Raw genomic sequence first — 21,460 nt, 5'->3', positions numbered from 1 at the left:
GCACACTCATAAGCAGGACGGTTGCAGTGAGAGTCGGCCTGTAAAATTTCAGCCAAAATCATTGTCTCACGATGCCGATCGGACCGTTCCAAATGCGTCAGTCGTAAGACCTGGATAGGAGCAATCAGCCACAATACCTTGGGTCGCGGCAGCCTCTGCGGCCAGCACCGCCAGATCGCTCTGCCCGTCCAGACTGGGCAGCGCATCTCCGAAGCCAGCCTCCCATTCTGGTCCTGATAGCTGTCCCACGCCGAACATCATGTATGCCGACCATTCACTCTGAAAGGTGTCAAAAACCGTTCGAAAAATAAGGTCTCGGCGATACAGGGTCTGCGTCTGCAAAGTATCGATATCTCCAGATCCCTCGAACGAAAGTTGCGCCTGACCACAATCCGCAGTCGGCAACCAGTTGATCTCACTGAGCGAGGTGTCCAGGAGCTGTCCCAGTTGCTCGCGAGCGTCTGCGCTGCTCGTCCATATCGAAAGTCGCAATTTCTGGGTTTGTCGTCGCGTCACGCGACGTGAACGGCCATAACCCGCCACGCGGGCCGTCAACGAGCCCTCTAAAACTTTGACTTGCGCGCCCACAGCGATCGCACCGCTGAACCCCGCGGCCAATCCCGCCGCGACGCTTTGTGGCGTATCATTCGCTGAAACCGCATAGGCACTCGTCGCCGAGCGGATAGGACCGCCATCCCAACGCAACCCCACGATACCACAAGGAGCGCCTCCACTGGCAAAAGCAACCGTCGCGACATTATCGTCACAAGAAACGCTGATCGTGGGATCAATTTTAAGATCCTGGGTCCATGGTCGCCCCAGCGGTTCCGCCAGACCCTTGTAATCCTCAAGTGCCGCCGTTACGGTGATATAATCAACATTGCTCCTGACAGATTCGGCCGAAAAGACGTCGCTGGGCAACAACCATCCTCGGCGCACAAAAGTCTGTCGTCCCGTCACGGACGCCTTGTCCAGCCCGAGCGGGTAGACAAGCGTCGCACATTCAAACGCAAGAGCTAACGAGACCTGAGACACATCCGCCATATCATACCTGCTGCATCGAAATAATGCAGCGAAAGCCGTAAGATGACGTTTCGACCGCATTCAACGTGTAGGATGTCCCGAGATCACTCGTAACCGTCATATACGGCTGCAGCAAAACGCCCGGCAAAGACGGAAGCAGCAGGACAAATTGCCCCGGTCGCAGTGACCCCGGCATTCCGCTCTTTTCCCCCTCTCCCCTGCCCTTCATTTCGATCGCAGCCGGGCAGGACGCAACGACGTTCCCGCTTGTTCCCGTTACATTGCTAATGGTCACGACACGGTTGCACTGGATACAGAGCGGCGGCCGGAAATCATCCGTTCGCGCCACGAAATATGTATCCTGGCCGCTGACCAGAATATCACCCGTCAGAACGTCGGAAACATCCATCAGAACAAAACGACTTATGGCTCCCCACCCGCCCGGCGCCAGAAACCTGAAGCCTGGCTGACGATCGAACGCCATGACTGGCGCCGCATATACGGACGCCATCGGGGCCAGCGCATCCGTTGGGCGATACTGTACACCCTTCATGCCAAGATGCAGCGCCGCATGTCCGAAGCCGACAGCCACAAGTCTATCGAGTGCATCGCGCTCCAAAATATTCTCCCTATCCTCCTTGAACGGCGTCAAAATCTCTTATTTCAGATTATGATGTCGGCCATACTCTGCAGGTCAGGCCCAGGCGGCACTCCCAGGAAGCCGCAAAATCGTTTGCGCCAGAGACAGAAAAGAGACATTCGGTCCCTTGTCTCGTTGGCATTATGCTTCCAGACAGCCGCCTGATCGGTATCCAAATTGGCAGACACGCCCAGAATCGCGACTTCAAGCGGTAGGATTTGCGCCACGTAAGTCCGCGCCTGGATCAGTTCGCTTGAGGAAAGATTGTTCATCCGCCACTCAAGCGCCCCATAGGTTTGAAAAAAACGCCAGGAATTTTCACCGCTCGCCGTTGCACCAATTGCCGGATAACCGCAGAATCGACGCACATCCGTTTTTTCGGCGTCACTGAGCGGCATGTCCGAAAAACCCGTGGACTCAGACATGCCCTTCCTCCAATCAGCTCACCAACCCGAGAGCATCCGTTCCAAGGCTCTCAATAATCACACCACGCTTGAGATACGCATTGGTCGCCGTCGGAATAATAGACGTATTCGCCGTCACATCTGTCGGCAGTGCAAAACCGCCAATCCAATACCAGGACTGCGCAATAATCTGACGTAGGCGATCAAGAGGCTCGCGCGTCACCATCGCGACACCATCAACAATTTCAATCAGAGACCGCTCCATATCCGGAATGTCGCTATGACCGACAGATGCGCAATCACCCTCAACAATCGCACCTTGTCCCACGAGAAGTGCCCGATGAATCGAACCGGCACCAAGCGACGCCTGCTGAGGTGCCTCTGTGGTCGGAATGAAGCGCACCCCCAGCAGTTCGACAACCTGCCCAGAACGATATTCTTCCGAACCATAAGCACCACGATACAGATATTTGAAGTCCGCATCACGGAACATAGACAGCAACTGCAGGTCGTCCAGATAGCAGTGGTAAGCTCCGTCGATCACGGGAACATTGTTCCGACGCAATGCGGCAACACCCGCCAGAACATTCTGAATGCTCAGCGTGTCCGCCGGACCATTGACGCTGGCCGTCTGAAGGGCTGCGGTTGTAAGACGACCATTCGGCCGGATCACAAGAGGCGCCGTAGCCGCTACCACAGCGTTCCCATTTGTGCCGTCCGATACAGAGACGGCAGCCGAAAACGTCAACGTTCCGGAAATACCATTAGGAGCTGTCGACACATTGGTCGCATCCGCCTGCGCAGCAATCAAAGTATACACACCGGATCCGACGGTAACAGTCATCCCATGGCTGGAGCCGATCGAGGTCACTTGGCCGTTTACAATAACATTCTGGAATCCGGAAATATCGTCGACTTCGATCGTATCTCCAGCCGAGCCCAGCGTTGTCGTCACGCGCGTATTCCCGCCAAGATAGCCGCCAACACCATTCGGCGCGCCACCGAAAAGGGTGTTACGGGCCAGACGGTCCAGCGACTGCATAGCCTGAATACCGTTCGTATTGGCATTCGCCAAAAACTGAGACGCAATCCCGACGCCGGACGTGACCATATTCAGGTCAATCGTGTCGCCGTACTGATTGATCGACAAAGTGTATTGCTCAATAGACCAACCGCTCGGCGAGAGGCCATTATCGAAATTCGTATTCCCCGTCGGCAGCATCGGCGTTGTTACGGGAGCCTTCAGGCTTTTACGTGTCTTTGTCAGTGTTTCGCCGATGGCATTCGGAAATACCTCACGATCTGCAATCTGACGGAAGCCAAGACGCGAACGTAGACCGTTCTCAAATTCACGCGCGAGAAACCCCTGCTGAACTGCGGCCTGGAGCTGAACGGGGAAATTTTCGATACCCATGAAGGTTTCTTCCAATTTATTATAGAATTACGGTCAGAAATAAAGATAATATCAGCGTAGCTTATGAGCCACAGGCAATAAGCTTGCTATTTCCCTGCCAGAAACTGCCACTTTCTTGCGGCATAATCCTGATCAGATGCCTTGCGCGCGTCGAATGATGGAGGCGCGCCCGGCCTTGGGGCAAGACCTCCAACCGTTGAACCACTCGATTTTCCGGAAACAGTCAGCGCTGAAAAAAGATAAGCGCGTTCCCGCCGCATTTTTTCAATCGCGGATGACGCGTCCGCAACCTGGCCATCATCGTCGCGCTTGATCTCGGTCCAGTCCATTAAGCGTACGACGTCTTCCGGGTTATGAGCCCCAAGGCGCAATGCCTCCGCCTTTAAGGTCGCCAGGACCACGGCTCTGTCTCCCTCAAGACGCACTTCGCTGAGTCTCTGCTCATGACTTTTACGCATTTCTTCCATCGCTTTCCGAGTTTCGGAAAGCGACCGCTGCAACGACTCAATATCTTCGCTCATTAAAACTCCTCGTTTTCAGCGGTATCGTCCGCCATAAACGCACACACGCGATCCCACTCTCCGGAAGGATCTGGATTTCCAGTCGCCGTTGCATAAAGACGTACTGCAGTCTCGCGACTCAGAATGCCGCCACGCCATGCCGCAACGAGCCCCTGTGCAAGCGAAAGAAGTTCCATCTCCCCCGGAGCGAACCATGGAGGCCAATGCAGAGCCAGACCATTGGGGTCCATACTCCGCACCATTTCTCCGCCGAGATACAATCCGTCCTCCAGGACAGAAGAAAATCGGCAGGCCATACGATAAATGGGGATTAATCCCCCTTCCCCATACGAATGCCTCAACCTGTCCGCAAGCCAGATCAGCGGCTGGCTCATCATTTCAAGCGCCCGCCCCGACTGTCCGGCAGAAAGCCGGTCACCATGCGCACGATTGCCATGCAACTGCTCAAGAACAAGCTGTCGAAGCTCTCTGTAATGAGCAAGAACCGCACCTGCGGCATTGCCATTGATCTCCAGCAATTTGGCGTCCCCTTCTGGCGGCAAGGTCAACGCAGAAGCCGCGCCTCCCTGACGCACGTCATTTTCAGGAAAACCGTTGGTTTTGAGAACCAGCGTCGGGTCAGAACCATATTTGAGCCCTCGCCCAGCCTGGGAGAGGAGATAATCGGCTTCGATAACCGTATCGATGGCACGCTCAAAAGTGCATTCACCGTCAGGCTCCCCCATCCCTGTCGTACTCAGGTTACGCGTCCAGACAATCGGAACAAATCCAAGTCCATGATGGATTGAACGAAGCGTATCCGGAACGGAAGGCTCTTCCCCGAGCGGCGTGGGAACAAAAACCGTGCAGGAATCAACATCCCACACCCGCTTCCACCAGAAATGAGCCTCCAGCATGTCAGAAGTTATGACATGCCCCTGCTCGGCGAGAACGTGACCGATAACCTGATATCGTTCCACAACCTCGAGAAGTATGCCCGTCTGCGTATCCCAACGCGGTGTCAGATATGCCGTATTCAAAATTGACAGTCGCGGAACGTGATGCGCAACCTCGAACAAGATGGCGACTGAACCCACGGCTCCTCGAATGGCCCCCTCCGTCATAAGAGAAGGCAGTCCGACATCACGCGCAAAAGCGACAAGCCCTCTGACGGTCCGTGAATCCGCAGCGACCAGAGAGGGCCAGTGCGTATCTCCGAAAAGCAGAGAAACAGCCTCATCCACGACGATCCGACACAAATTGGTGCGAACAGACGGACGCCTCAATGCCAGGGGGATATATTCGCCAGCCCCGGAACGTTCCCGCGAAAACGGATTGGGGAGAACATCATATTGCGTCCCCGAGAGAACCCGTTCAAGCGCCAGAAGTCGTGCCGCACGCGCAGGCAAACCCGGCGGCGCCACATAGTGACGCTGCAACGACAGCCAGTCCATTTGATATTCCCATATTTAAACAGATGCGCTCAACGCGCAAAATTCAGGCTAGGCCCCCATGTAGTCGAGGTTTGGGTCTCCAGCATCAATGTACTCAATCCCCACACCAGAGCATCCGCCCGGTCCGGTGACCTTGCACCTTGATACCCACTTGCAGAAAATCGACAGAGCTGGTCTTCCAACGCATGAAAACGACCATGATGGAAAACACGACCAAGCTCATAGATCGCGGCAACAGGTTCCGCGCGTGCCACTTTTCCTCGCGCCGCAGAAACCATTTTTACGGGAGCATGCCCACGAATGCTTCGGATCGTCGCCTCGACGAGCGCGCCGCCAAAATTTTTCTCCGCAACCAATCTCTCGGCGCCCCAGTCGTCAAATGCTTTCAGCGCCCGAGCAGCCCAACCCGCAGGCCCCTCCTTGATGGAGGCGTCTTCAAGAACATGACCGTTGCCATCAGAATCAAGACCGCAAACAATAATCCCAATTTCATCCGAACGGACGTCATCCGGTCCCGATGCGCCTGACGGATCGATGGCCACGATAATACGACGCATCTTTCTAGCAGCGTCTGCACGATTCAGAGCGTCAATCGCTGGCAGACGCCTTATCTTATCCATGTGCCACAAAGCACAATCAACGGTAGTCTGATACTCTCCAAGCAGAAAACGCCTCCGCTCCCGCTCTGGAAGTGCTTCAAGTTGTTCAAGATAATCGAAACTCAAATTCTCCCGATTGAACTCCGGATTCAAAATCATCGTGGCGTACATCTCAGGCGTCGTCAGGGGTTCGCCGGATTTTGGATCAACCTGAAGCTCAAAAAGAGAATATAGCCAATGATCCATCGTAGGCGGATTAGCATCGATATATTCACGAACAATAAGATCACTTTTTTGAGCCAAACGAGTCAAAAGCATATTTCTCGCGCCGAAACTGATCTGGCTCGCCTCGTTCAGATAAACCGTAGAAAATTCTAACCCGAGAATTTTTTCGGTACGCTCGGCATCATCAAGACCTCCAAAAAAAATCGAAGACTGATTGGGAAAAACAATAACGCTATCCTGCCGATCAAAACGATACTGAACGCCCGGAAAGCATAGTCGCATCACGGCAGGAAATGTGTCCATCAGAACGCTCGCACGTAAAGACGTCAGATGATATCGAAAAACGCCGTGCCTTGTTGCGCCAACGCGTAAGGCCCTGATAACGATTGCCCGGAGAAGCACAAATGTTTTCCCAGATCGTGATCCCCCTCGCAGCAGAATATGCCGAGCGCTCTTGCCCAACAGACGATTAGCCTCAATTTGTCCGGGATTTAATTTAAAGAGCCGCGTCATCGCAAGTGATATGAATGGATATATTTCTCTCCCCTTCATGCTCCCCGAAGCGCGACGGCCTATGAGCTCTCAAAAGAAAACGCATCAAGCCATCACTGTATCGCCTGCGCATTAAACGATTGCCCGTGACGGGGTCATTTAGAATTTTTCCGCCGGACAGAATCGGCTCCTCAATACCTTCAACTGCCCTCCGTCGCGCTTCAGCTTCCAAAATATCCGTTGCTTCCTCAAGGGCTTGCGCCCAGGCCTCCGCAAATACGGAATCTTGTTCCTTCCAGCGATAGACAGTTCCGCGCTCCACATGCGCGACACGCGCGGATGACGTCACGTTCGCGCTAAGAGCCAGATGATTGAGAAAAATACGCTTTGTTTTCACAATGGAAGAATGGCGTCTGATAGACGTAGAAGGCTTTTTATTGTCCATAACCTTCATTTTCTCCGTATAAAACGGTCATAATTATTAAAAATAAACCGCCCTGATCGTGGGTCGATGCCGCCCTCTATCATGGATGTTCCGCATCGATAGAAGAGGAGAACTCCTGTCCTCCTGCGAACGTGCCTTCATTTCCACACGTAAAGCTTTCTTGACGCGAGCCGTTAGGCGCACGTCGGCAGTGCCGACAAACTGCACACGGCTCGCATGCCGCCGACAAGGAATGGCGCGTATACGCATATCCGCGCAAGGCAATCCGGTTCCCGAAAATTCAACCCAGGTCAATTCAAGATCATGTCGGTGGAAAGGTTGTCCATCTCTCACAAACGGACATATAAGAAGATTCTCCGCTTCTTTCTCCACGAGAATAAAATATTGATAACCAGAATACACTATATTATTTTCTGAAATTATTTTTGAGCAAGACAACACATCGAGCTCCAATAGAAATACTCTATTATAATTGAATCTATATACATAAAGCGCGCATACGTCAACTATGATTTCTCGATTTATTATTCCTATAAAAATGAGAAAGCTGCTCAAGAAGGAAGGCACATTGGGCCGAGACTTTCATTCTGGCTCTGGCCGATGAAAGGTCCGGATAAAGTCGGTTTGCCATTGCCGAAAAAGACATCTCTCGCCCAAGCATCATTTCCAACCTGACATGCGCCCCCAACCCCAGCGTTTCACGAATCAGACTGAGGCGTTCGGCGCATTTTCCCCGACCCAGCATCCAGGTATGAACATCGCCCCGTATCGATTCAGATCTCGTTTGTATCGGTTGATCCACAACACCAAGTGTTGAGAAAATATACTCACGGCTCCAGCGATCAGCAGCTCTGATCTCATCATCTCCAATATCGCCAGCTTCTCTCAGAACCTGAACCGTATTGACGACTTTGTATGCATCCCCGACGCGTCGAAAAATATCTCTTCTCTGCCGCTCTGGTGTGGGCTCCTGAAACGATTCTTCTTTCTGATTTTCAGACACTGTCAGCGGCACGGTCTGCTCCTTCACATTTCCCATCATGTTCGGAAATCGTTTTTTTCACCAAACGACCGGCGATCTTTCTCTAATGCCTGCCTCGGGCATGCCCATCGGCATGAGGCCCGGAAAGAGCGGTATCACTTCGGTTTGCCATAGAGCCCCCCAACTCAGCGGGTGTCCCGAAGGCAAAGCGTCTCCACTGTCCCGATCAACGGAACTCCGATACGAAAAAGAATTCGGTGCTCGAGGAAACTTCCTCGTATGTTCATCCAGTGCGAGATCGGCAGCAACTTCCTCTGCGCTCACCTTTTCGCGTTTCTGTTTCACTCTGGCGCTTTTATCCAACATGTCTCGCACTCCAGGGATGTGGCAATATGCCACTACCACGCTCAAAATTTCACTACCCACTAGATTTGGCATAAAGCCATTGCTATGAATGCCATATGGCCAAACACAAGAGACCCAATTCCCTCGCCACGCTGCAGCGTGCCATCGGCATGCGGATCTCCTGGGCAAGAGAACTCGTCATACCAAACCAGAGCGAATGTGCGCGCCTGCTCGGTGTAGACGCCTCGACTCTGAACAAGATAGAAAAGGGAGACCGGGCACCCAATGTTTTCCTTATCGCGGCTTTATCAAACCGTCTCCGCGTATCAACCGACTTTCTGTTGAAAGGTGTCCTGAACGGTCGAACCGACGAAGAATTGGCGCTGCGACTTGCGGCTCTGCACCCAGAGCTGGTGCTCCAGCGGCAAGACACGGAGACTCACACGGACAGAAGCACGCCTTTCGACAAGCCTGCGTCGCCCACGAAACCAAATGAGGACCTCCACTGAGGGGTTCTCTCTCGATAGCCATATCAGGCTCTGCCTTTCCCACCGATTCGCCAGTCGTTCACCATTGAGATCAAAGTAGGAACAAAACAGGAACAAAGCAATCATTACTTTTCGCTCTCATGAACGCCCTCGCTGTTTTCGTGATCATCCGGACGACCTTCGAGCCATCGGATCACGTGAGCTTCTTCCCCGATTAATGATTTATTAATGGCGCCATGCCACTAAGTCAACACAGAAATATGGCTATTTGCCAAATATGTTGCCCGCGCATTTCAAGTCCGGATGCTTCAGGACGCTCTGAAGCAACATAAAATAACATTTACGCGACATTATGTGTCAAAAACACTATGCTACAATATGAATAAGAAATGTGACTTATACAATAGAACTAACAACATCTGCCATTTATATAAAAATAGAATGGTAGTAACCGCTTAAGGACAGACCCACAGATGAATGCTATTGTGGTTACCGCTCTCAGGCGTCCCCTAACATTCGTCGTAATGTCTATCTTGATCGTCATGCTTGGTGTCATGTCAATCTTGAAAACTCCTACTGACGTATTTCCGAATATAAAAATACCAGTAGTTGCAGTTGTATGGACTTACGGCGGCATGCTTCCAGAAGAATTCGCGGGCCGAATTATCTGGAACTACGAGATGGGCGTCACCTCGACCGTTGAGGGGATCGAACATATGGAGTCAAACTCCTATTATGGTCGAGGAATTGTCGAAATCTTCTTTCAGCCTGGAACTGACCTTGGACCAGCTGAGGCGGATGTTGTCGCCATATCCCAAACAGTGATCCAGCAGCTTCCCGCCCACATCCCCGCCCCGATGATCATGCGTCTTGACGCGTCCTCAGTGCCCGTCATTTCTCTGCAACTTACCTCGGATCATCAGACGCCTTCAGATCTCTATAAGTTGGCCATGATACGCGTGCGTCCTTTGCTCGTAACCGTACCGGGCGCTGTTGTACCGCACCCGTACGGTGGCATGGACAGCTTTGTCATGGTCGCACTCAATCAGGAGCAGCTTCGCGCGCACCAGTTGTCCGCGATGGATGTTCAGAACGCGCTTCACGATCAAAACATCGTTCTGCCAGCCGGCGATCAGAAAATCGACGCGGTCGACTGGATGGTGCAGACCAACGCCACACCTCAAAGTATGAAGGACATAGGCAATATTCCCGTGAAAAAAGTCGGGAACGCCATGGTCTATATCCACGACGTCGCAGACGTCTATCGAGGCGGTCATCCCCAGACGAACGCTGTCATCGTCGGCGGTCGCCAGGGCGTTGAAGTCGTCACTATGAAGTCGGGCGAAGCGTCGACACTCGATGTCGTCAATGGCGTGCGCAAGCTTCTCCCCCGTATACGGGCTGTGCTCCCCCCGGACGTCAATGTCAGCATCCTTACAGATGCTTCGGTGTTCGTGCGCGACTCCATCAAGGACGTCGTCCGGGAAATGGTTACAGCCGCATTCCTGACCGGCATCGTGGTCCTTCTCTTTCTCGGCTCATGGCGTTCGACCGTCATCATCGCCACCTCTATTCCGCTCGCCATCCTCTGCGCCCTGATCTGCCTGGGATGGGCGGGCCAGTCGATCAATGTGATGACACTCGGAGGCCTGGCCCTTGCCGTCGGCATCCTCGTCGATGACGCCACCGTCATGATCGAGAACATCGATACGCATCTTGAAATGGGGAAAGACCTCGAAATCGCCATTATCGACGCCGCAAACCAGATCGTCATTCCAACCTTCGTTTCGACAACCTGCATATGCATCGTCTGGCTGCCGCTTTTCACGCTTTCAGGTGTCGCTGGCTGGCTGTTCATGCCCATGGCTGAAGCCATCATTTTCGCCATGATCGCTTCGTTCATCCTCTCTCGAACGCTCGTGCCGACCATGGCAAAATATCTTCTCGCCGGTCAGGTTCACCACGGAGCACATGACGACGACACACACGCCGCACCACGCGGGTTCTTCGGCCGCTTCCAGCAAGGGTTTGAATCGCGCTTCATGCGCTTCCGCGACAGCTACGAGCGTACCCTCTCGCGTTGCGTTGCGAAGCGTCGCCAATTTGTCGGCTTCTTCCTCTTCGTATCAATCGCTTCACTTGCGCTGTACGGATTTGCCGGGCGGGATTTTTTCCCGGAAACCAAATCCGGCATGCTGCAGATGCATATGCGGGCACCATTGGGCACACGTATCGAAGTCGCATCACGCATCGCCTCTCTGGTTGACGACCGGATCAAGCACGACCTCCCCGGCAAAGTTGAGAGCGTCATTAGTAACTGCGGCTTGCCGGAAGGACCACACAATCAGGCGTTCATTCCGACACCAACAGTCGGAAGCCAGGACTGCGACCTCGAAATCCACCTGACCAATGACGAAAGTCCGGTATGGGATTACCGTGCCATGCTGCGTAAGGATCTGTCCGCCAACTTTCCAGGCACGGTCTTTACCTTCCTGCCAGCAGATCTGACCGCGAAAATTCTGAATTTCGGTTCGCCAGCGCCTATCGATATTCAGATATCCGGTCCGGAAATTCACGCTGACTACGATTACGCCCGCAATATCATTGATGCTTTACGTCGAATTCCCGGTGCCGCAGACGTCGTGATCCAACAGACCATGAAAACCCCGACACTGCTCGTGACTGGAGACCGCACCTTCATGCAGGCCACCGACCTGACTGAAGGAGATATGGCGAACAATCAGTTGATGACAGATTCAGGCAGCATCACGGTCGATCCTCAATATTGGCTGGATCCCAAAGAAAACGTGACGTTCCCGCTCAACACCTACGTGAGCCAGAATCAGCTCACACATTTCAATGATCTCCTGACAATTCCTGTCACCAAAGGCGACGGTAATCCTTCCAACAAACCGTCTCAATTTTTGGGGAGCCTCGCGCGTATCATACCAACCGGCACACCCGGAGAGGTGACTCACTACAACTCGATGCCGCAGGTCGACATTTATGTCGCTGCCGAGAAAACAGACCTCGGTTCCGTTCTTTCCGGCGTTAATCGCGTCCTCGCTCAGACCAAGTCCTCCCTGCCAAAGACCGCAGTCGTGAACGTGCGCGGACAGGCCGAAACGATGCACGCGGCTTACAGCCAGCTGGTTCTTGGTCTCGTTGTCTCCATCCTGCTCATCTATCTGCTCATCGTTGTGAACTTTCAGTCCTGGCTTGATCCGTTCGTCATCATAACGGCCCTGCCTGGCGCCTTGGCGGGCATCGCATGGGCACTGTTTCTGACCGGCACTCGCCTTTCCGTCCCGGCACTCACAGGCGCAATCATGTGCATGGGCACGGCAACGGCTAACTCCATTCTCGTCGTCTCGTATGCCCGTGAACGCATGGACATACATGGAGATGCCCTCAAGGCCGCTGTCGAAGCCGGATTCGGACGTATCCGTCCCGTTCTTATGACCGCTCTCGCGATGATTGTCGGCATGGTGCCGATGGCAATCAGCAATTCGAGTAACGCCCCCCTGGGCCGCGCCGTCATCGGAGGACTGCTGGTCGCCACACTCTCGACGCTGCTGTTCGTCCCGAGCGTCTACGCCATTCTTCACCACCGTCCTTCCCGTCGCCAGGAGTCTATCTGATGGCCGCCTCCCGTAAAGCCATTCTCAGCGTCGGCGTCTGCATCGCCGGACTTTATATCGCAGTCCTCGTCGTCGGACGCGTTCACGCCGCCAGCGAACTTCGCGCGGATACCAACGCTGCCGCCATTCAGGACGTCACGATCGTAACGCCTCGGCATGCTGCACGGAAGGTCGCGATCACACTCCCCGGAACACTGGACGCCTGGTATCAGGCCCCGATTTATCCTCAGGCTTCGGGCTACGTGAAAATGTGGTACCGTGATTACGGCGCAGAAGTGAAGGCCGGCGATATTCTCGCCGAAATCAACGCTCCGAGCCTTGATGCGCAATATGCACAGGCCAAGGCAGACTACGCGGCCGCCGAAGCAAAGTACAACCTCGCGGCCGTCACGGCCCAACGGTGGCAGGCCATGGGTAAATCCCAGTCCGTCTCCGGGCAGTCCGTGTCTGTTTCCCTTGCGAACCTGCAGTCGGAAAAAGCGAATCTGGAAGCCGCGCAACACAATGTCGATCGCTTCGAAGCGCTCGAACGATTCAAACAACTCGTCGCGCCTTTCGACGGTGTCGTCACCGCCCGTGACGTCAGTGTCGGCGACTATGTCAACGCAGGCGGAGGCAACCTGACGGCTCAGGGTTCGGCCACCGAACTCTTCACCGTCGCGGACGTCCACAAACTCCGCCTGTTCGTCTCCGTACCGGAAGTCTTTGCTTACATCCTCCAACCAGGCCTCGAAGCCAAATTTTCGGTTCCGCAGTTTCCCGGCAAAACTTTCATAGCCCAGTTCCTGACCGTCGCACGCGGGTTTGACCCCAATACCCGTACCGCCATCACCGAATTCACGATCGACAACCACGATCGGCAACTCTGGCCTGGGACCTTCGCGTCGGTTGACCTGACGGCAAAGAATACGAACGACAAGCTTTTCGAAATCCCGACAGGCTGCCTCGTGTTTATGGAAAAAGGCATGCAGGTCGTCGTCGTTGACGACACAAACCATGTGCATTTCCGTAACGTGGTCGTCGGACGCCAGGGAGACCGTGACAGCGAAATCCAGAGCGGTCTCGCCGCCGGAGATCACGTCATTCTCAATCCCCCCGCCGACCTCCTCGAAGGTCAGGAAGTGCATGTCACCCAACCCGCCGCCGGGTATCTCGCCACCAATGACGGTTCGGACTCCGACGAATGATCCATCGTTTCCTCCCGTTCGGCCGCATAGCCCTCGCATGCGGCGCGGCCACCGCCATGCTTGCGCTCTCCGGCTGCGATCTGGCCCCCAATTACGAGCAACCCAAATTCGTCGTGCCCGACAGCTGGCACGGGCAGGCGCCCTTCGCGCGGGCAACGCCGGCGGATACCGTCATGCCCATGGATTGGTGGACATTGTTCAACGACCCGCTTCTCACATCGCTCGAAGCCAAGCTGACAGCTTCCAATCCCGATCTGCAGGCATCCGCCGAACGCTTCATCCAGGCACGCGCGATGGTGGTGAAAGCCCGTTCCGAACTCCTGCCACATCTCGCGCTCGCAGCGGGCGCATCCGACAACAAACAGTCCGCCGATCGACTGTTCCGCTATAAGGGCGAGACGACGGCCACAGATGAAAGCTATGGTGGTCTGGCTTCGTGGGAGCCCGATTTCTGGTCCGCCATTCGCAATCATGTCCGCGCCCAGAAGCAGTACGCCCAGGAAAAAGCAGCCGACTTCGCCCTGTCCCGCCTGAGCCTCCAGGCGGAACTCGCATCGGATTACGTCGAATTACGGGGCTATGACGCCCAGATCGCGATCTACGAACAATCCATCGGCTACTACGAAAAAGCCCTCAAAATTACGCAGAACCAGCTTGCCAATCAGGCGGCACCCCGCCTCGATGTCGCACGCGCCCAGACCCAGCTTTACAACACCCAGGCCGCCAAACTGGATGTAGAGGCCGCGCGCGCCGTGACGGAACACGCGATCGCCGTCCTGACCAACACCGCGCCGTCGGGCTTCCACATCGCCTCCCAAAGCAGAATGCTGTCAGCACAACCCGCGATCCCAACGGGCATCCCCTCGGAACTGCTCCAGCGTCGCCCCGATATCGCGGCCTCCGAACGCGAAATGGCCCAGGCCAATCGCGAAATCGGTATCGCACGCGCCGCCTTCTACCCCCATATTTCACTGAATGTCGGCGGCGGCTTCGCCCAGAACGGCTTCGATCTCGCCAATCTGGCCAATTCCCTATGGACTTACGGAGCCAGTTTCGAGCTGCCTCTCTTCGAAGGCGGCCTCCGACGTGCGGAACTCCAACGCAGCTGGTCAGGATATCGCGAAACACGCGATACCTATCGTAGCAAGGTCCTCAATGCCTTTCGGGAAGTCGAAGACGGGCTTTCACGTACCGATCGCCTGAATCTTGAAAACAACACGCTGGAAAAGGCCGTCCGCGCAACGCTGGACACGCAAAACATGACCATGACGCTCTATCAGGGTGGCGTCGGCACTTATCTCGATGCCCTCTTTTCCCAGGTCCAGACCCTCGATACCCGCATCCATCAGGTCGAAGTCGCCACCCGGCTCTTCCAGGCGGATGTCGGGCTTATCCGCGCCCTCGGCGGCGGTTGGAACGTGCATCTCATGCCGACGATGGACCAGACCCTGTCGATTGAACCCCTCCAGTATTCCGATCTGCATCACCCGGCCCCGGTCGGAGGCGTCACGATTTCACAGGACCCGGCAACATTCGAAAATCTCCGTGCGACGAATGCGCCAGGAGGTCCGGTTATCCCGTCACCCTGAACGAAGGACAAAAAGGGAGCGGCCCCAAGAACTGCTCCACGAAAGAGGCATGGTCGCTGTCGGCATTTCAGCATAGAATTGCCGACAGATCGCGACGGAGACAGAATCCATGGCCAACAAAGTCAAAGACGACGTGCCGGTAATCGGCTATCGAGCGCTGGTCATCATGCACATATTTCTGGCTACCTTCATCGGCCTCGTCGCATGGCTCGACTGGAGCCTGCCCCGCTGATCCGGGCGCTGGCCCAGGCAGCACCATATCCGACAGCCGCGAAAAGTCCGATCCAGAACGATACGGGCGCATCCGTCCACCAGGACAACGCCAGCGCGCCCCAGCCATAGACGACCGCCAGCACCGCCGCTCCAAATACACCTTTCCAGGGTGATAGCCCCAGCCGCAACATGGTGGCGGCAGGACCAACGAGCAGGCTGAAGACGAGCAGAACGCCAGTCACTTCAGCGCACATCGCGGTCGAAAGAGCCACAAGCACCATAAAAACCAACGACACCAAACGTCCCGGAACGCCCCGGGCAACCGCCATGTCCGGATCGAGGCTGAGAAAAAGCAGGGGACGCGCGATACAGGCCAGGGTGCCGAAACAGGCCACGGACATTCCGCCAAGCAACAACAACGTCGTTCCATCGACCCCCAGAATGTTGCCAAACAACAAAGCCGTCGCTCGGTTGGACGGCGCATTGCTCCACTGAAGAAAAAGCGTTCCCAATCCGAGACTCGCCGCCAGAATCAAGCCGATGATGCTGTCCCGCCCCGCCGATACATGCCCTCGACTGTCCCCGGACGATTCCCAGCCCATACCCAACGCCGCCAGTGCGGTCGTGAACGTCATGCCAAGCAGGGGCGGACAGCCCAGAAGCACAGCGCCCGCCGCGCCCGCAAACCCGATATGGGAAAGCGCGTGTCCCGCGAAGCTCTGTCCGCGCAGGACCAGAAACCACCCCGTGACGCCACTCAGCGCACCCACCAACGCCGCGGCCATAAAGGCATGCCGCATAAACTCGAACTCAAGCATCGCGACGGCTTTCAGGAATCAACATGGACCGGCAGGAACGATGCCCCCCGCGGACGAAGAGTCAGTCGGAAATCCGCGACATCGTCCAATGGCGAACGACCATGCACGGAGACGAAAATCGTGACACCAGCCGTCCTCTGCAGATGACGCAAAAGAACGGCGAGCTGCTCCTGGTGAGCCGTGTCGAGACCGGCCAGCGGCTCATCGAGCAAAAGCAATCGAGGTCGATCCAGAAGCGCCGCTGCCAGTCCGATCCGCTGGCGTTCTCCGCCTGAAAGCTGAAACATCGGTCGCGTCGCCAAAGCGCACGCATCGACACAGGTCAAAGCTTCGTCGACGGCGTTCCGACAGGCTCGCCCGAAACTAGGCAACCCGAACCGGGAGCCACGCCACGCCGCCGTCACGAAAGCGCGGGCCGCAAGCTGCGGGGCGGAAAGAGGGCGCGTCTGCGGCAGATATCCAATGCGCGAGCGCCCCTGCGCCGGTGCTCCTCCAAACACGCGGATCTCGCCCGCCCGACTCCTATGCAGGCCCAGAATAGCCCGAAACAGGGTCGTTTTACCGGCCCCATTATGTCCCTGTAACAAGGTGACGCTACCCGTCGGCAGCGCACAGTTTACGTCGGCACAGAGTTTGCGTTCTCCGTGACTGAGTTCGAGACCTGAAAACACAAGAGGAGAACGAGGGCTCACCGAACAGATAAAGCCTGTTTCAGTATTGTAAGGCGGCCCTCATACCAATCCTGCCAGTGCTGCCCCGGCATGGGCATTTCCGACATCGGCACGACTGGCACTCCATGCGCGCGGGCCGTATCGACCAACCCATTCAAAGCCGGACTGGTGACCGCGGGATTGAAGATCAGGGCCGCGGCCTGTCCTGTCTCCAACGCTCCTTCCACAAGCGCGAGGTCACGCGGCGCAGGCTCCGTATGATGCATGACCGCCAGAGCGAAACGCGGGCAGATCACCTCAAGGCCCAAAGCCGTGAACAGAGCGCCGCCGACAGGCTCGGTAGCGACAATCCGCTTCGCCGTCACCTCGGACTTCACCGAGACGACCCGCTGACGCAAGCGCTCGATCGCGCCGTCGAAAGCGCTCGCCCTCTGCATCAGCTCCGGAGCTTTCCGGGGCTGATTGCCGATCAGTTCCGCGGTCATATGATGCGCGAAAGCCTCCACCACGCCCAGATCATCAAAGAGATGAGGATTGGCATCCGGGGATGCTCGCGTCAGTCGCCCCACATCGAGCGTCTCGCGTCCCGCGCCCCGTGACGTCGCGGCGAGACGCAGTGCCCATTCGTCATATTCCGCACCGTTGACGATCACGATATCCGCTTTGGCGATATCACGCGCCATCGCGGGAGACGTCATGACGTCATGAGGATCCGCCTGTGGAGACACGACGATCGCCTGCGTTGTCACGGCCGAGCCCCCGATCTGGGATGTAATGTCGCACCAGACGGCCTCAGCACAGACAACATGCCTAACCTGAGACTGGGTCAGCGTCTGCGCCAGAGCAGGAGCGATGGCAATCACCCAGTTCAGAAAAAGCGAAAAGACGAGACGTCGGAGCACGCGGCACTGCTTCGTTATGTTATAACAGGGGCAAACCGGGTATAGAGGTCCATGATACGACTGGGCAAGAGCGAAAGAAGGTGAGCCGACATGCCGGGACCATCTGTTCAAATGAATGAAATGCGGTTCCCAGGCGACGTGGAAGACCGGTTGTCTCTCTCGGAACGCTATTGCGCTCTACAAGGCAGTCGCCTCACGGACACACGGCGGCAGGTTCTCGGCATGATCCTGTCCTCGCCCCGTCCCATCGGCGCCTACGATCTTCTTGATCTGTTACGCAGCCATCATCGCAATGCCGCTCCTCCGACGGTTTATCGCGCTCTTGAATTTCTCTCCGATCACGGTCTCATTCATAAGATCGAGCGCCTTTCGGCGTTCGTCGGTTGTTCTCACCGCCTGCGCTGCCATCACGGCAAGGCTTGCGGTCATCGCGCTCAGTTCCTCATCTGTCGCACGTGCGGCATTGTGAAAGAACTCGAAAATGACGAAACGGAATCAGCGGTAAATCTCGCCGCTCGGAACGTCGGGTTTCACGTGGAACATACAACGATCGAAGTCGAAGGAATCTGCGCCCAATGCGCGGAACACGTTTCCTGAGTAAGAAAAACTGAGCACGAAAAAGAATATTCCTGTCCTGCCGCTCGAAGGTGGCAGCACGACGGCGACACCGCCTCAACGCCAGACTCGCGCCTCCGTCACCAAAGAGGATAGCAGCGAGCAGCACGATCTGTTCAGCCCCCTCCCATCACAACCTCATCAGACCAAAATCGCTCCAGAGCACACGCTTCGAACACATATTCTCCCTGAAGAAGCTCCGTTGACGTCTGTCGATTTTCGTCGTCTTCCAGCATCTCATCGGCCCGACGGATATCTCTATCTCGTCACAGACCCAGTCATCGAGACGACACTCCGGGAAACCGGACTACCCCTTGATAAGCGCCATCCTCTGGCATTCGTGGAGCCCGGCGCCCTTCTTTCCCTGATTGAATCCCGGGCCGAACAAAGCCATACGCCGGACGAAACGTTGCCCGTTGTGCTGCGCATACGAAAAACCCTTATAGAAACCTGGCTCGAAGTCGAACCCGATGAGTCCGCGCGCCTCGGAGGTTTCTGCTATCTGCTGACAGGCAATCAAGAACCATCCTGAACGAAAAAGGTTATGTATCGATGACATCCGGTCTTCTTGCCGAAGTTTTCCGAGGCGGTCGCGTCGAATCGAGCCACCTGGGCCGCGCTGTCGTCGTGGATAGCGAGGGCGACATTTTATGGTCCTTAGGCGATGTCGAGGCGCCGATTTTTCCCCGCTCCACCGTCAAGGCTCTCCTCGCACTTCCATTCGTGGAGAGCGGCGCGGCAGAGCGTCTCGGAGCCAGCCAGGAAGAACTCGCCCTCGCCTGCGCTTCCCATAACGGCGAGCAGCGCCACGCAGACGCTGCCGCCCGCCTTCTTTCTAGGGTCGGCCGCGATGTCACCTGTCTGGAATGTGGAGTTCATTGGCCCACCTACGAGGCTGCCGCGCGTGCCTTGGCGACGGAAGGACACCATCCAACAGCGCTGCATAACAATTGCTCAGGCAAACATGCCGCGATGATATGCACGGCCTGCGATCTGGGCCTCGATCCCACGGGGTATGTCCTGCCAAAACATCCGGTCCAGCGCGAAGCAACGGAAATATTGGCCACGCTCACCGGCACAGCCCATAACGAGCAGAATCGTGGCACAGACGGATGCTCAATGCCAACCTACGCCATTCCTCTTCGGGCCCTGGCCACTGGTTTTGCTCGCTTCGGAAGCAGCACCCATATGTCCGGAGGTCGGGCCGTCGCAGCCACAAAATTACGCGAAGCGATCGCTGCGGCCCCCTTCATGGTCGCAGGCACAGGACGCTTCGATACGCGGATCATGGAACATTTCCAGACGCGCGTCTTTTGCAAGATGGGAGCGGAAGGCGTGATGGTCGCGGCTCTGCCGGAACTGGGCCTGGGGTTCGCCCTGAAGGCGGATGATGGTGGAAATCGTGCAGTGGAAGTCGCGGTTACAGTCTTGTTGCAGCGTTTTGGCGCGTCGCTTTGGTCGCCGCACGATGAAGCCTTCATGACGGAGCAGGCTAATTACCCGCTCCGCAACTGGAACGGTTTCCCCATTGGTTCGATGCAGCCAGCCGCCTGTTTAATACAATGAAACCTATCCTGTTTACAGGGATATGAAGTTACGACCGTTGTCCTGTGAAAGACAGGATCAGCCGTCTCATGTTTTCAGAGACGACTTTCTGTCGCCGATACCGGCTATCCGTTAACGGATAGCTTTCCAGCCGCCGCTTTGAATGACCGTACTACGCCCGGTCATTCCAATGACTTATATGAACTGAGCCAACGTCAAACTCTTCATGTCAGCGATAACGGAATATGATGCCTGCAACTGGGCTTTGACCGCGCTCAATTGCGTTGATACGGTCGCATAATCAACATTCTTGGCATTGCCCAACTGCGTGCGCAGCGCCGTCTGCATCTGCGACAAGCTACTACTCTGAAATGATAGACGATTCTGCGTAACGCCGAGATTCGCTGAAAGATCTGATAGTTGAGACGTGACGTCACCATTCGATGTCGTCAGTCCCTGAATGAGATTCTTGTATTCTGCCGTGCCGGGCGTCGTGCTTCCCAAAGATGCGACAACCATGAGGTTCCGCATCAGATCCCTGATTGGAGAACCCGTCGAGCTATCCGTCCCCGCTGTGCCAGCCGTCGCTGTCGTGCCGACAGATATCCACTCTCCCTGCCCGATCTGCACTACCGAAGTCAGAGATGAAGCCTCCGTTCCGTTCACAGACAAATTGGCAGAAAATGGCGAATCTGCGCTGGTTGTCGCTGCGAGCGACTGTGTCGCAGTCAGCACGTCATCGGCGCTTGTCGAACCCAGAGCTTTAACAACGTTTGTAATCGATGTAGCCAATTCGGATGTCGCCAGATTCGACGATGTCACGGGAGCAACCGTGCTCTGTCGCCCGGCCAGAACATACGAATTCCCGGATTTCGTATTTAGCAGGCCGCCAAGGCTCGCGAGATCCTGCTGTGCCTCCTGGACCACAGCCGCTACGGAGGCCGAATTGGCTGTTCCACTTATATTCTGCAGGGATTTGGATAGCGAAGCCGCAATATCGCTGATGCCCGACAACGCAGTTTGGGTTGTGGTCAACGTGTTCTGCGCCGAAGTCACATTGCTCGACCATGCAGATATTTGAGTCAGTGCGGGCTGAAGCGCGAGCGCCTGTACACGATTGACGCCTAAGCCGGCATAAGTGTCGGAAGCGACACCGGTCGCGACTTGCGTTTGGAGTGCCTGTTGCTGCGATGAGAGGTTGGAGATCCCTGCCCGCAGGGACAATCCCTGACCGGTCATGCCAAAGGACGTCGAAATTCCGACCATTT

The 21,460-nt window shown here is 55.8% G+C and carries 21 protein-coding genes; 8 read left to right on the top strand and 13 right to left on the bottom strand.

The genetic code is table 11. The annotated features are described in order from the left end of the window. Nucleotides 1-66 precede the first annotated feature (66 nt). The 9 genes from PWM43_RS09085 to PWM43_RS09045 form a co-directional block, all read right to left on the bottom strand. Complete coding sequence (locus PWM43_RS09085; protein WP_289842172.1) at nucleotides 67-921, bottom strand: hypothetical protein; 855 nt, start codon at nucleotides 919-921, stop codon at nucleotides 67-69. Between the two features lie 124 nt (nucleotides 922-1,045). Further along, entirely contained in the window at nucleotides 1,046-1,642 is a 597-nt protein-coding gene (locus PWM43_RS09080) for a hypothetical protein (RefSeq protein ID WP_289842171.1), read from the bottom strand. Nucleotides 1,643-1,686: 44 nt separating this feature from the next. After that, nucleotides 1,687-2,088 (bottom strand): hypothetical protein, encoded by a 402-nt coding sequence (locus PWM43_RS09075; protein WP_289842170.1) that lies wholly within the window; start codon nucleotides 2,086-2,088, stop codon nucleotides 1,687-1,689. Between the two features lie 13 nt (nucleotides 2,089-2,101). Further along, nucleotides 2,102-3,481, bottom strand: coding sequence for a DUF4043 domain-containing protein (locus PWM43_RS09070; RefSeq protein ID WP_289842169.1), 1,380 nt, complete (start codon nucleotides 3,479-3,481; stop codon nucleotides 2,102-2,104). Nucleotides 3,482-3,567: 86 nt separating this feature from the next. Beyond that, entirely contained in the window at nucleotides 3,568-4,002 is a 435-nt protein-coding gene (locus PWM43_RS09065) for a phage scaffolding protein (protein WP_289842168.1), read from the bottom strand. After that, entirely contained in the window at nucleotides 4,002-5,435 is a 1,434-nt protein-coding gene (locus PWM43_RS09060; protein WP_289842167.1) for a phage portal protein, read from the bottom strand. The genes PWM43_RS09065 and PWM43_RS09060 overlap by 1 nt, the downstream gene beginning before the upstream one ends. A 29-nt stretch (nucleotides 5,436-5,464) precedes the next feature. Next, a complete protein-coding gene (locus PWM43_RS09055; protein ID WP_289842278.1) occupies nucleotides 5,465-6,772 on the bottom strand; it encodes a phage terminase large subunit in 1,308 nt (435 codons plus the stop codon). Then, nucleotides 6,756-7,205, bottom strand: a complete 450-nt coding sequence (locus PWM43_RS09050) for a hypothetical protein (RefSeq protein WP_289842166.1) — start codon at nucleotides 7,203-7,205, stop codon at nucleotides 6,756-6,758. Before PWM43_RS09050 ends, PWM43_RS09055 begins: the two co-directional genes overlap by 17 nt. Nucleotides 7,206-7,698: 493 nt before the next feature. Then, entirely contained in the window at nucleotides 7,699-8,226 is a 528-nt protein-coding gene (locus PWM43_RS09045; protein ID WP_289842165.1) for a hypothetical protein, read from the bottom strand. A gap of 413 nt (nucleotides 8,227-8,639) precedes the next feature. Between PWM43_RS09045 and PWM43_RS09040 the strand changes: the two genes are divergently transcribed. From PWM43_RS09040 to PWM43_RS09020, 5 genes are all read left to right on the top strand, one after another. Beyond that, nucleotides 8,640-9,032 (top strand): helix-turn-helix domain-containing protein, encoded by a 393-nt coding sequence (locus PWM43_RS09040; RefSeq protein WP_289842164.1) that lies wholly within the window; start codon nucleotides 8,640-8,642, stop codon nucleotides 9,030-9,032. Nucleotides 9,033-9,484: 452 nt separating this feature from the next. After that, nucleotides 9,485-12,652, top strand: a complete 3,168-nt coding sequence (locus PWM43_RS09035) for an efflux RND transporter permease subunit (protein ID WP_289842163.1) — start codon at nucleotides 9,485-9,487, stop codon at nucleotides 12,650-12,652. Next, nucleotides 12,652-13,839, top strand: a complete 1,188-nt coding sequence (locus PWM43_RS09030; RefSeq protein WP_289842162.1) for an efflux RND transporter periplasmic adaptor subunit — start codon at nucleotides 12,652-12,654, stop codon at nucleotides 13,837-13,839. The genes PWM43_RS09035 and PWM43_RS09030 overlap by 1 nt, the downstream gene beginning before the upstream one ends. Further along, the gene (locus tag PWM43_RS09025) at nucleotides 13,836-15,428 is read left to right on the top strand and encodes an efflux transporter outer membrane subunit (RefSeq protein WP_289842161.1); all 1,593 of its coding nucleotides are present in this window, start codon (nucleotides 13,836-13,838) and stop codon (nucleotides 15,426-15,428) included. The genes PWM43_RS09030 and PWM43_RS09025 overlap by 4 nt, the downstream gene beginning before the upstream one ends. A 109-nt stretch (nucleotides 15,429-15,537) precedes the next feature. After that, entirely contained in the window at nucleotides 15,538-15,660 is a 123-nt protein-coding gene (locus PWM43_RS09020; protein WP_289842160.1) for a hypothetical protein, read from the top strand. Here the strand turns inward: PWM43_RS09020 and PWM43_RS09015 are convergent. Genes PWM43_RS09015 through PWM43_RS09005 form a run of 3 tightly spaced genes read right to left on the bottom strand, consistent with a single transcriptional unit; the run spans nucleotide 15,617 to nucleotide 18,032 of the window. Then, nucleotides 15,617-16,459: a metal ABC transporter permease gene (locus PWM43_RS09015; protein WP_289842159.1), complete on the bottom strand. Its 843-nt coding sequence runs from the start codon at nucleotides 16,457-16,459 to the stop codon at nucleotides 15,617-15,619. The two genes, PWM43_RS09020 and PWM43_RS09015, sit on opposite strands and share 44 nt — an antisense overlap. Before the next feature lie 11 nt (nucleotides 16,460-16,470). After that, on the bottom strand, nucleotides 16,471-17,151 hold the full coding sequence (locus tag PWM43_RS09010) for an ATP-binding cassette domain-containing protein (RefSeq protein WP_289842158.1): 681 nt from the start codon (nucleotides 17,149-17,151) through the stop codon (nucleotides 16,471-16,473). Continuing rightward, nucleotides 17,148-18,032 carry a metal ABC transporter solute-binding protein, Zn/Mn family gene (locus PWM43_RS09005; protein WP_289842157.1) on the bottom strand — a complete coding sequence of 295 codons (885 nt, stop codon included), beginning with the start codon at nucleotides 18,030-18,032 and terminating at the stop codon, nucleotides 17,148-17,150. Before PWM43_RS09005 ends, PWM43_RS09010 begins: the two co-directional genes overlap by 4 nt. 111 nt (nucleotides 18,033-18,143) lie before the next feature. On the opposite strand from PWM43_RS09005, the gene PWM43_RS09000 reads away from it, so the two are divergent. The 3 genes from PWM43_RS09000 to PWM43_RS08990 all read left to right on the top strand — a co-directional run bounded on the left by PWM43_RS09000 (nucleotide 18,144) and on the right by PWM43_RS08990 (nucleotide 20,213). Next, nucleotides 18,144-18,629, top strand: a complete 486-nt coding sequence (locus PWM43_RS09000) for a transcriptional repressor (protein ID WP_289842156.1) — start codon at nucleotides 18,144-18,146, stop codon at nucleotides 18,627-18,629. Between the two features lie 220 nt (nucleotides 18,630-18,849). Further along, a complete protein-coding gene (locus PWM43_RS08995) occupies nucleotides 18,850-19,179 on the top strand; it encodes a hypothetical protein (RefSeq protein ID WP_289842155.1) in 330 nt (109 codons plus the stop codon). Between the two features lie 20 nt (nucleotides 19,180-19,199). Then, entirely contained in the window at nucleotides 19,200-20,213 is a 1,014-nt protein-coding gene (locus PWM43_RS08990) for an asparaginase (RefSeq protein ID WP_289842154.1), read from the top strand. 174 nt (nucleotides 20,214-20,387) lie between these two features. Here PWM43_RS08990 and PWM43_RS08985 read toward each other — a convergent pair whose 3' ends face one another. Continuing rightward, nucleotides 20,388-21,458: a flagellin gene (locus tag PWM43_RS08985; protein ID WP_289842153.1), complete on the bottom strand. Its 1,071-nt coding sequence runs from the start codon at nucleotides 21,456-21,458 to the stop codon at nucleotides 20,388-20,390. Nucleotides 21,459-21,460: the final 2 nt, after the last annotated feature.

Origin of the sequence: Brytella acorum (assembly GCF_029309905.1) — a bacterium.
GTDB classification, from domain to species: Bacteria; Pseudomonadota; Alphaproteobacteria; order Acetobacterales; family Acetobacteraceae; genus Brytella; species Brytella acorum.
This window is presented reverse-complemented; position numbering and strand designations above follow the sequence as displayed.

Coding starts and splice junctions, on each gene's coding strand:
- PWM43_RS09075 (WP_289842170.1), bottom strand. CDS start 2,088: ATGTCTGAGTCCACGGGTTTTTCGGACATGCCGCTCAGTGACGCCGAA.
- PWM43_RS09070 (WP_289842169.1), bottom strand. CDS start 3,481: ATGGGTATCGAAAATTTCCCCGTTCAGCTCCAGGCCGCAGTTCAGCAG.
- PWM43_RS09065 (WP_289842168.1), bottom strand. CDS start 4,002: ATGAGCGAAGATATTGAGTCGTTGCAGCGGTCGCTTTCCGAAACTCGG.
- PWM43_RS09060 (WP_289842167.1), bottom strand. CDS start 5,435: ATGGACTGGCTGTCGTTGCAGCGTCACTATGTGGCGCCGCCGGGTTTG.
- PWM43_RS09055 (WP_289842278.1), bottom strand. CDS start 6,772: ATGACGCGGCTCTTTAAATTAAATCCCGGACAAATTGAGGCTAATCGT.
- PWM43_RS09050 (WP_289842166.1), bottom strand. CDS start 7,205: ATGAAGGTTATGGACAATAAAAAGCCTTCTACGTCTATCAGACGCCAT.
- PWM43_RS09040 (WP_289842164.1), top strand. CDS start 8,640: ATGGCCAAACACAAGAGACCCAATTCCCTCGCCACGCTGCAGCGTGCC.
- PWM43_RS09035 (WP_289842163.1), top strand. CDS start 9,485: ATGAATGCTATTGTGGTTACCGCTCTCAGGCGTCCCCTAACATTCGTC.
- PWM43_RS09030 (WP_289842162.1), top strand. CDS start 12,652: ATGGCCGCCTCCCGTAAAGCCATTCTCAGCGTCGGCGTCTGCATCGCC.
- PWM43_RS09025 (WP_289842161.1), top strand. CDS start 13,836: ATGATCCATCGTTTCCTCCCGTTCGGCCGCATAGCCCTCGCATGCGGC.
- PWM43_RS09020 (WP_289842160.1), top strand. CDS start 15,538: ATGGCCAACAAAGTCAAAGACGACGTGCCGGTAATCGGCTATCGAGCG.
- PWM43_RS09015 (WP_289842159.1), bottom strand. CDS start 16,459: ATGCTTGAGTTCGAGTTTATGCGGCATGCCTTTATGGCCGCGGCGTTG.
- PWM43_RS09000 (WP_289842156.1), top strand. CDS start 18,144: ATGAATGAAATGCGGTTCCCAGGCGACGTGGAAGACCGGTTGTCTCTC.
- PWM43_RS08990 (WP_289842154.1), top strand. CDS start 19,200: ATGACATCCGGTCTTCTTGCCGAAGTTTTCCGAGGCGGTCGCGTCGAA.
- PWM43_RS08985 (WP_289842153.1), bottom strand. CDS start 21,458: ATGGTCGGAATTTCGACGTCCTTTGGCATGACCGGTCAGGGATTGTCC.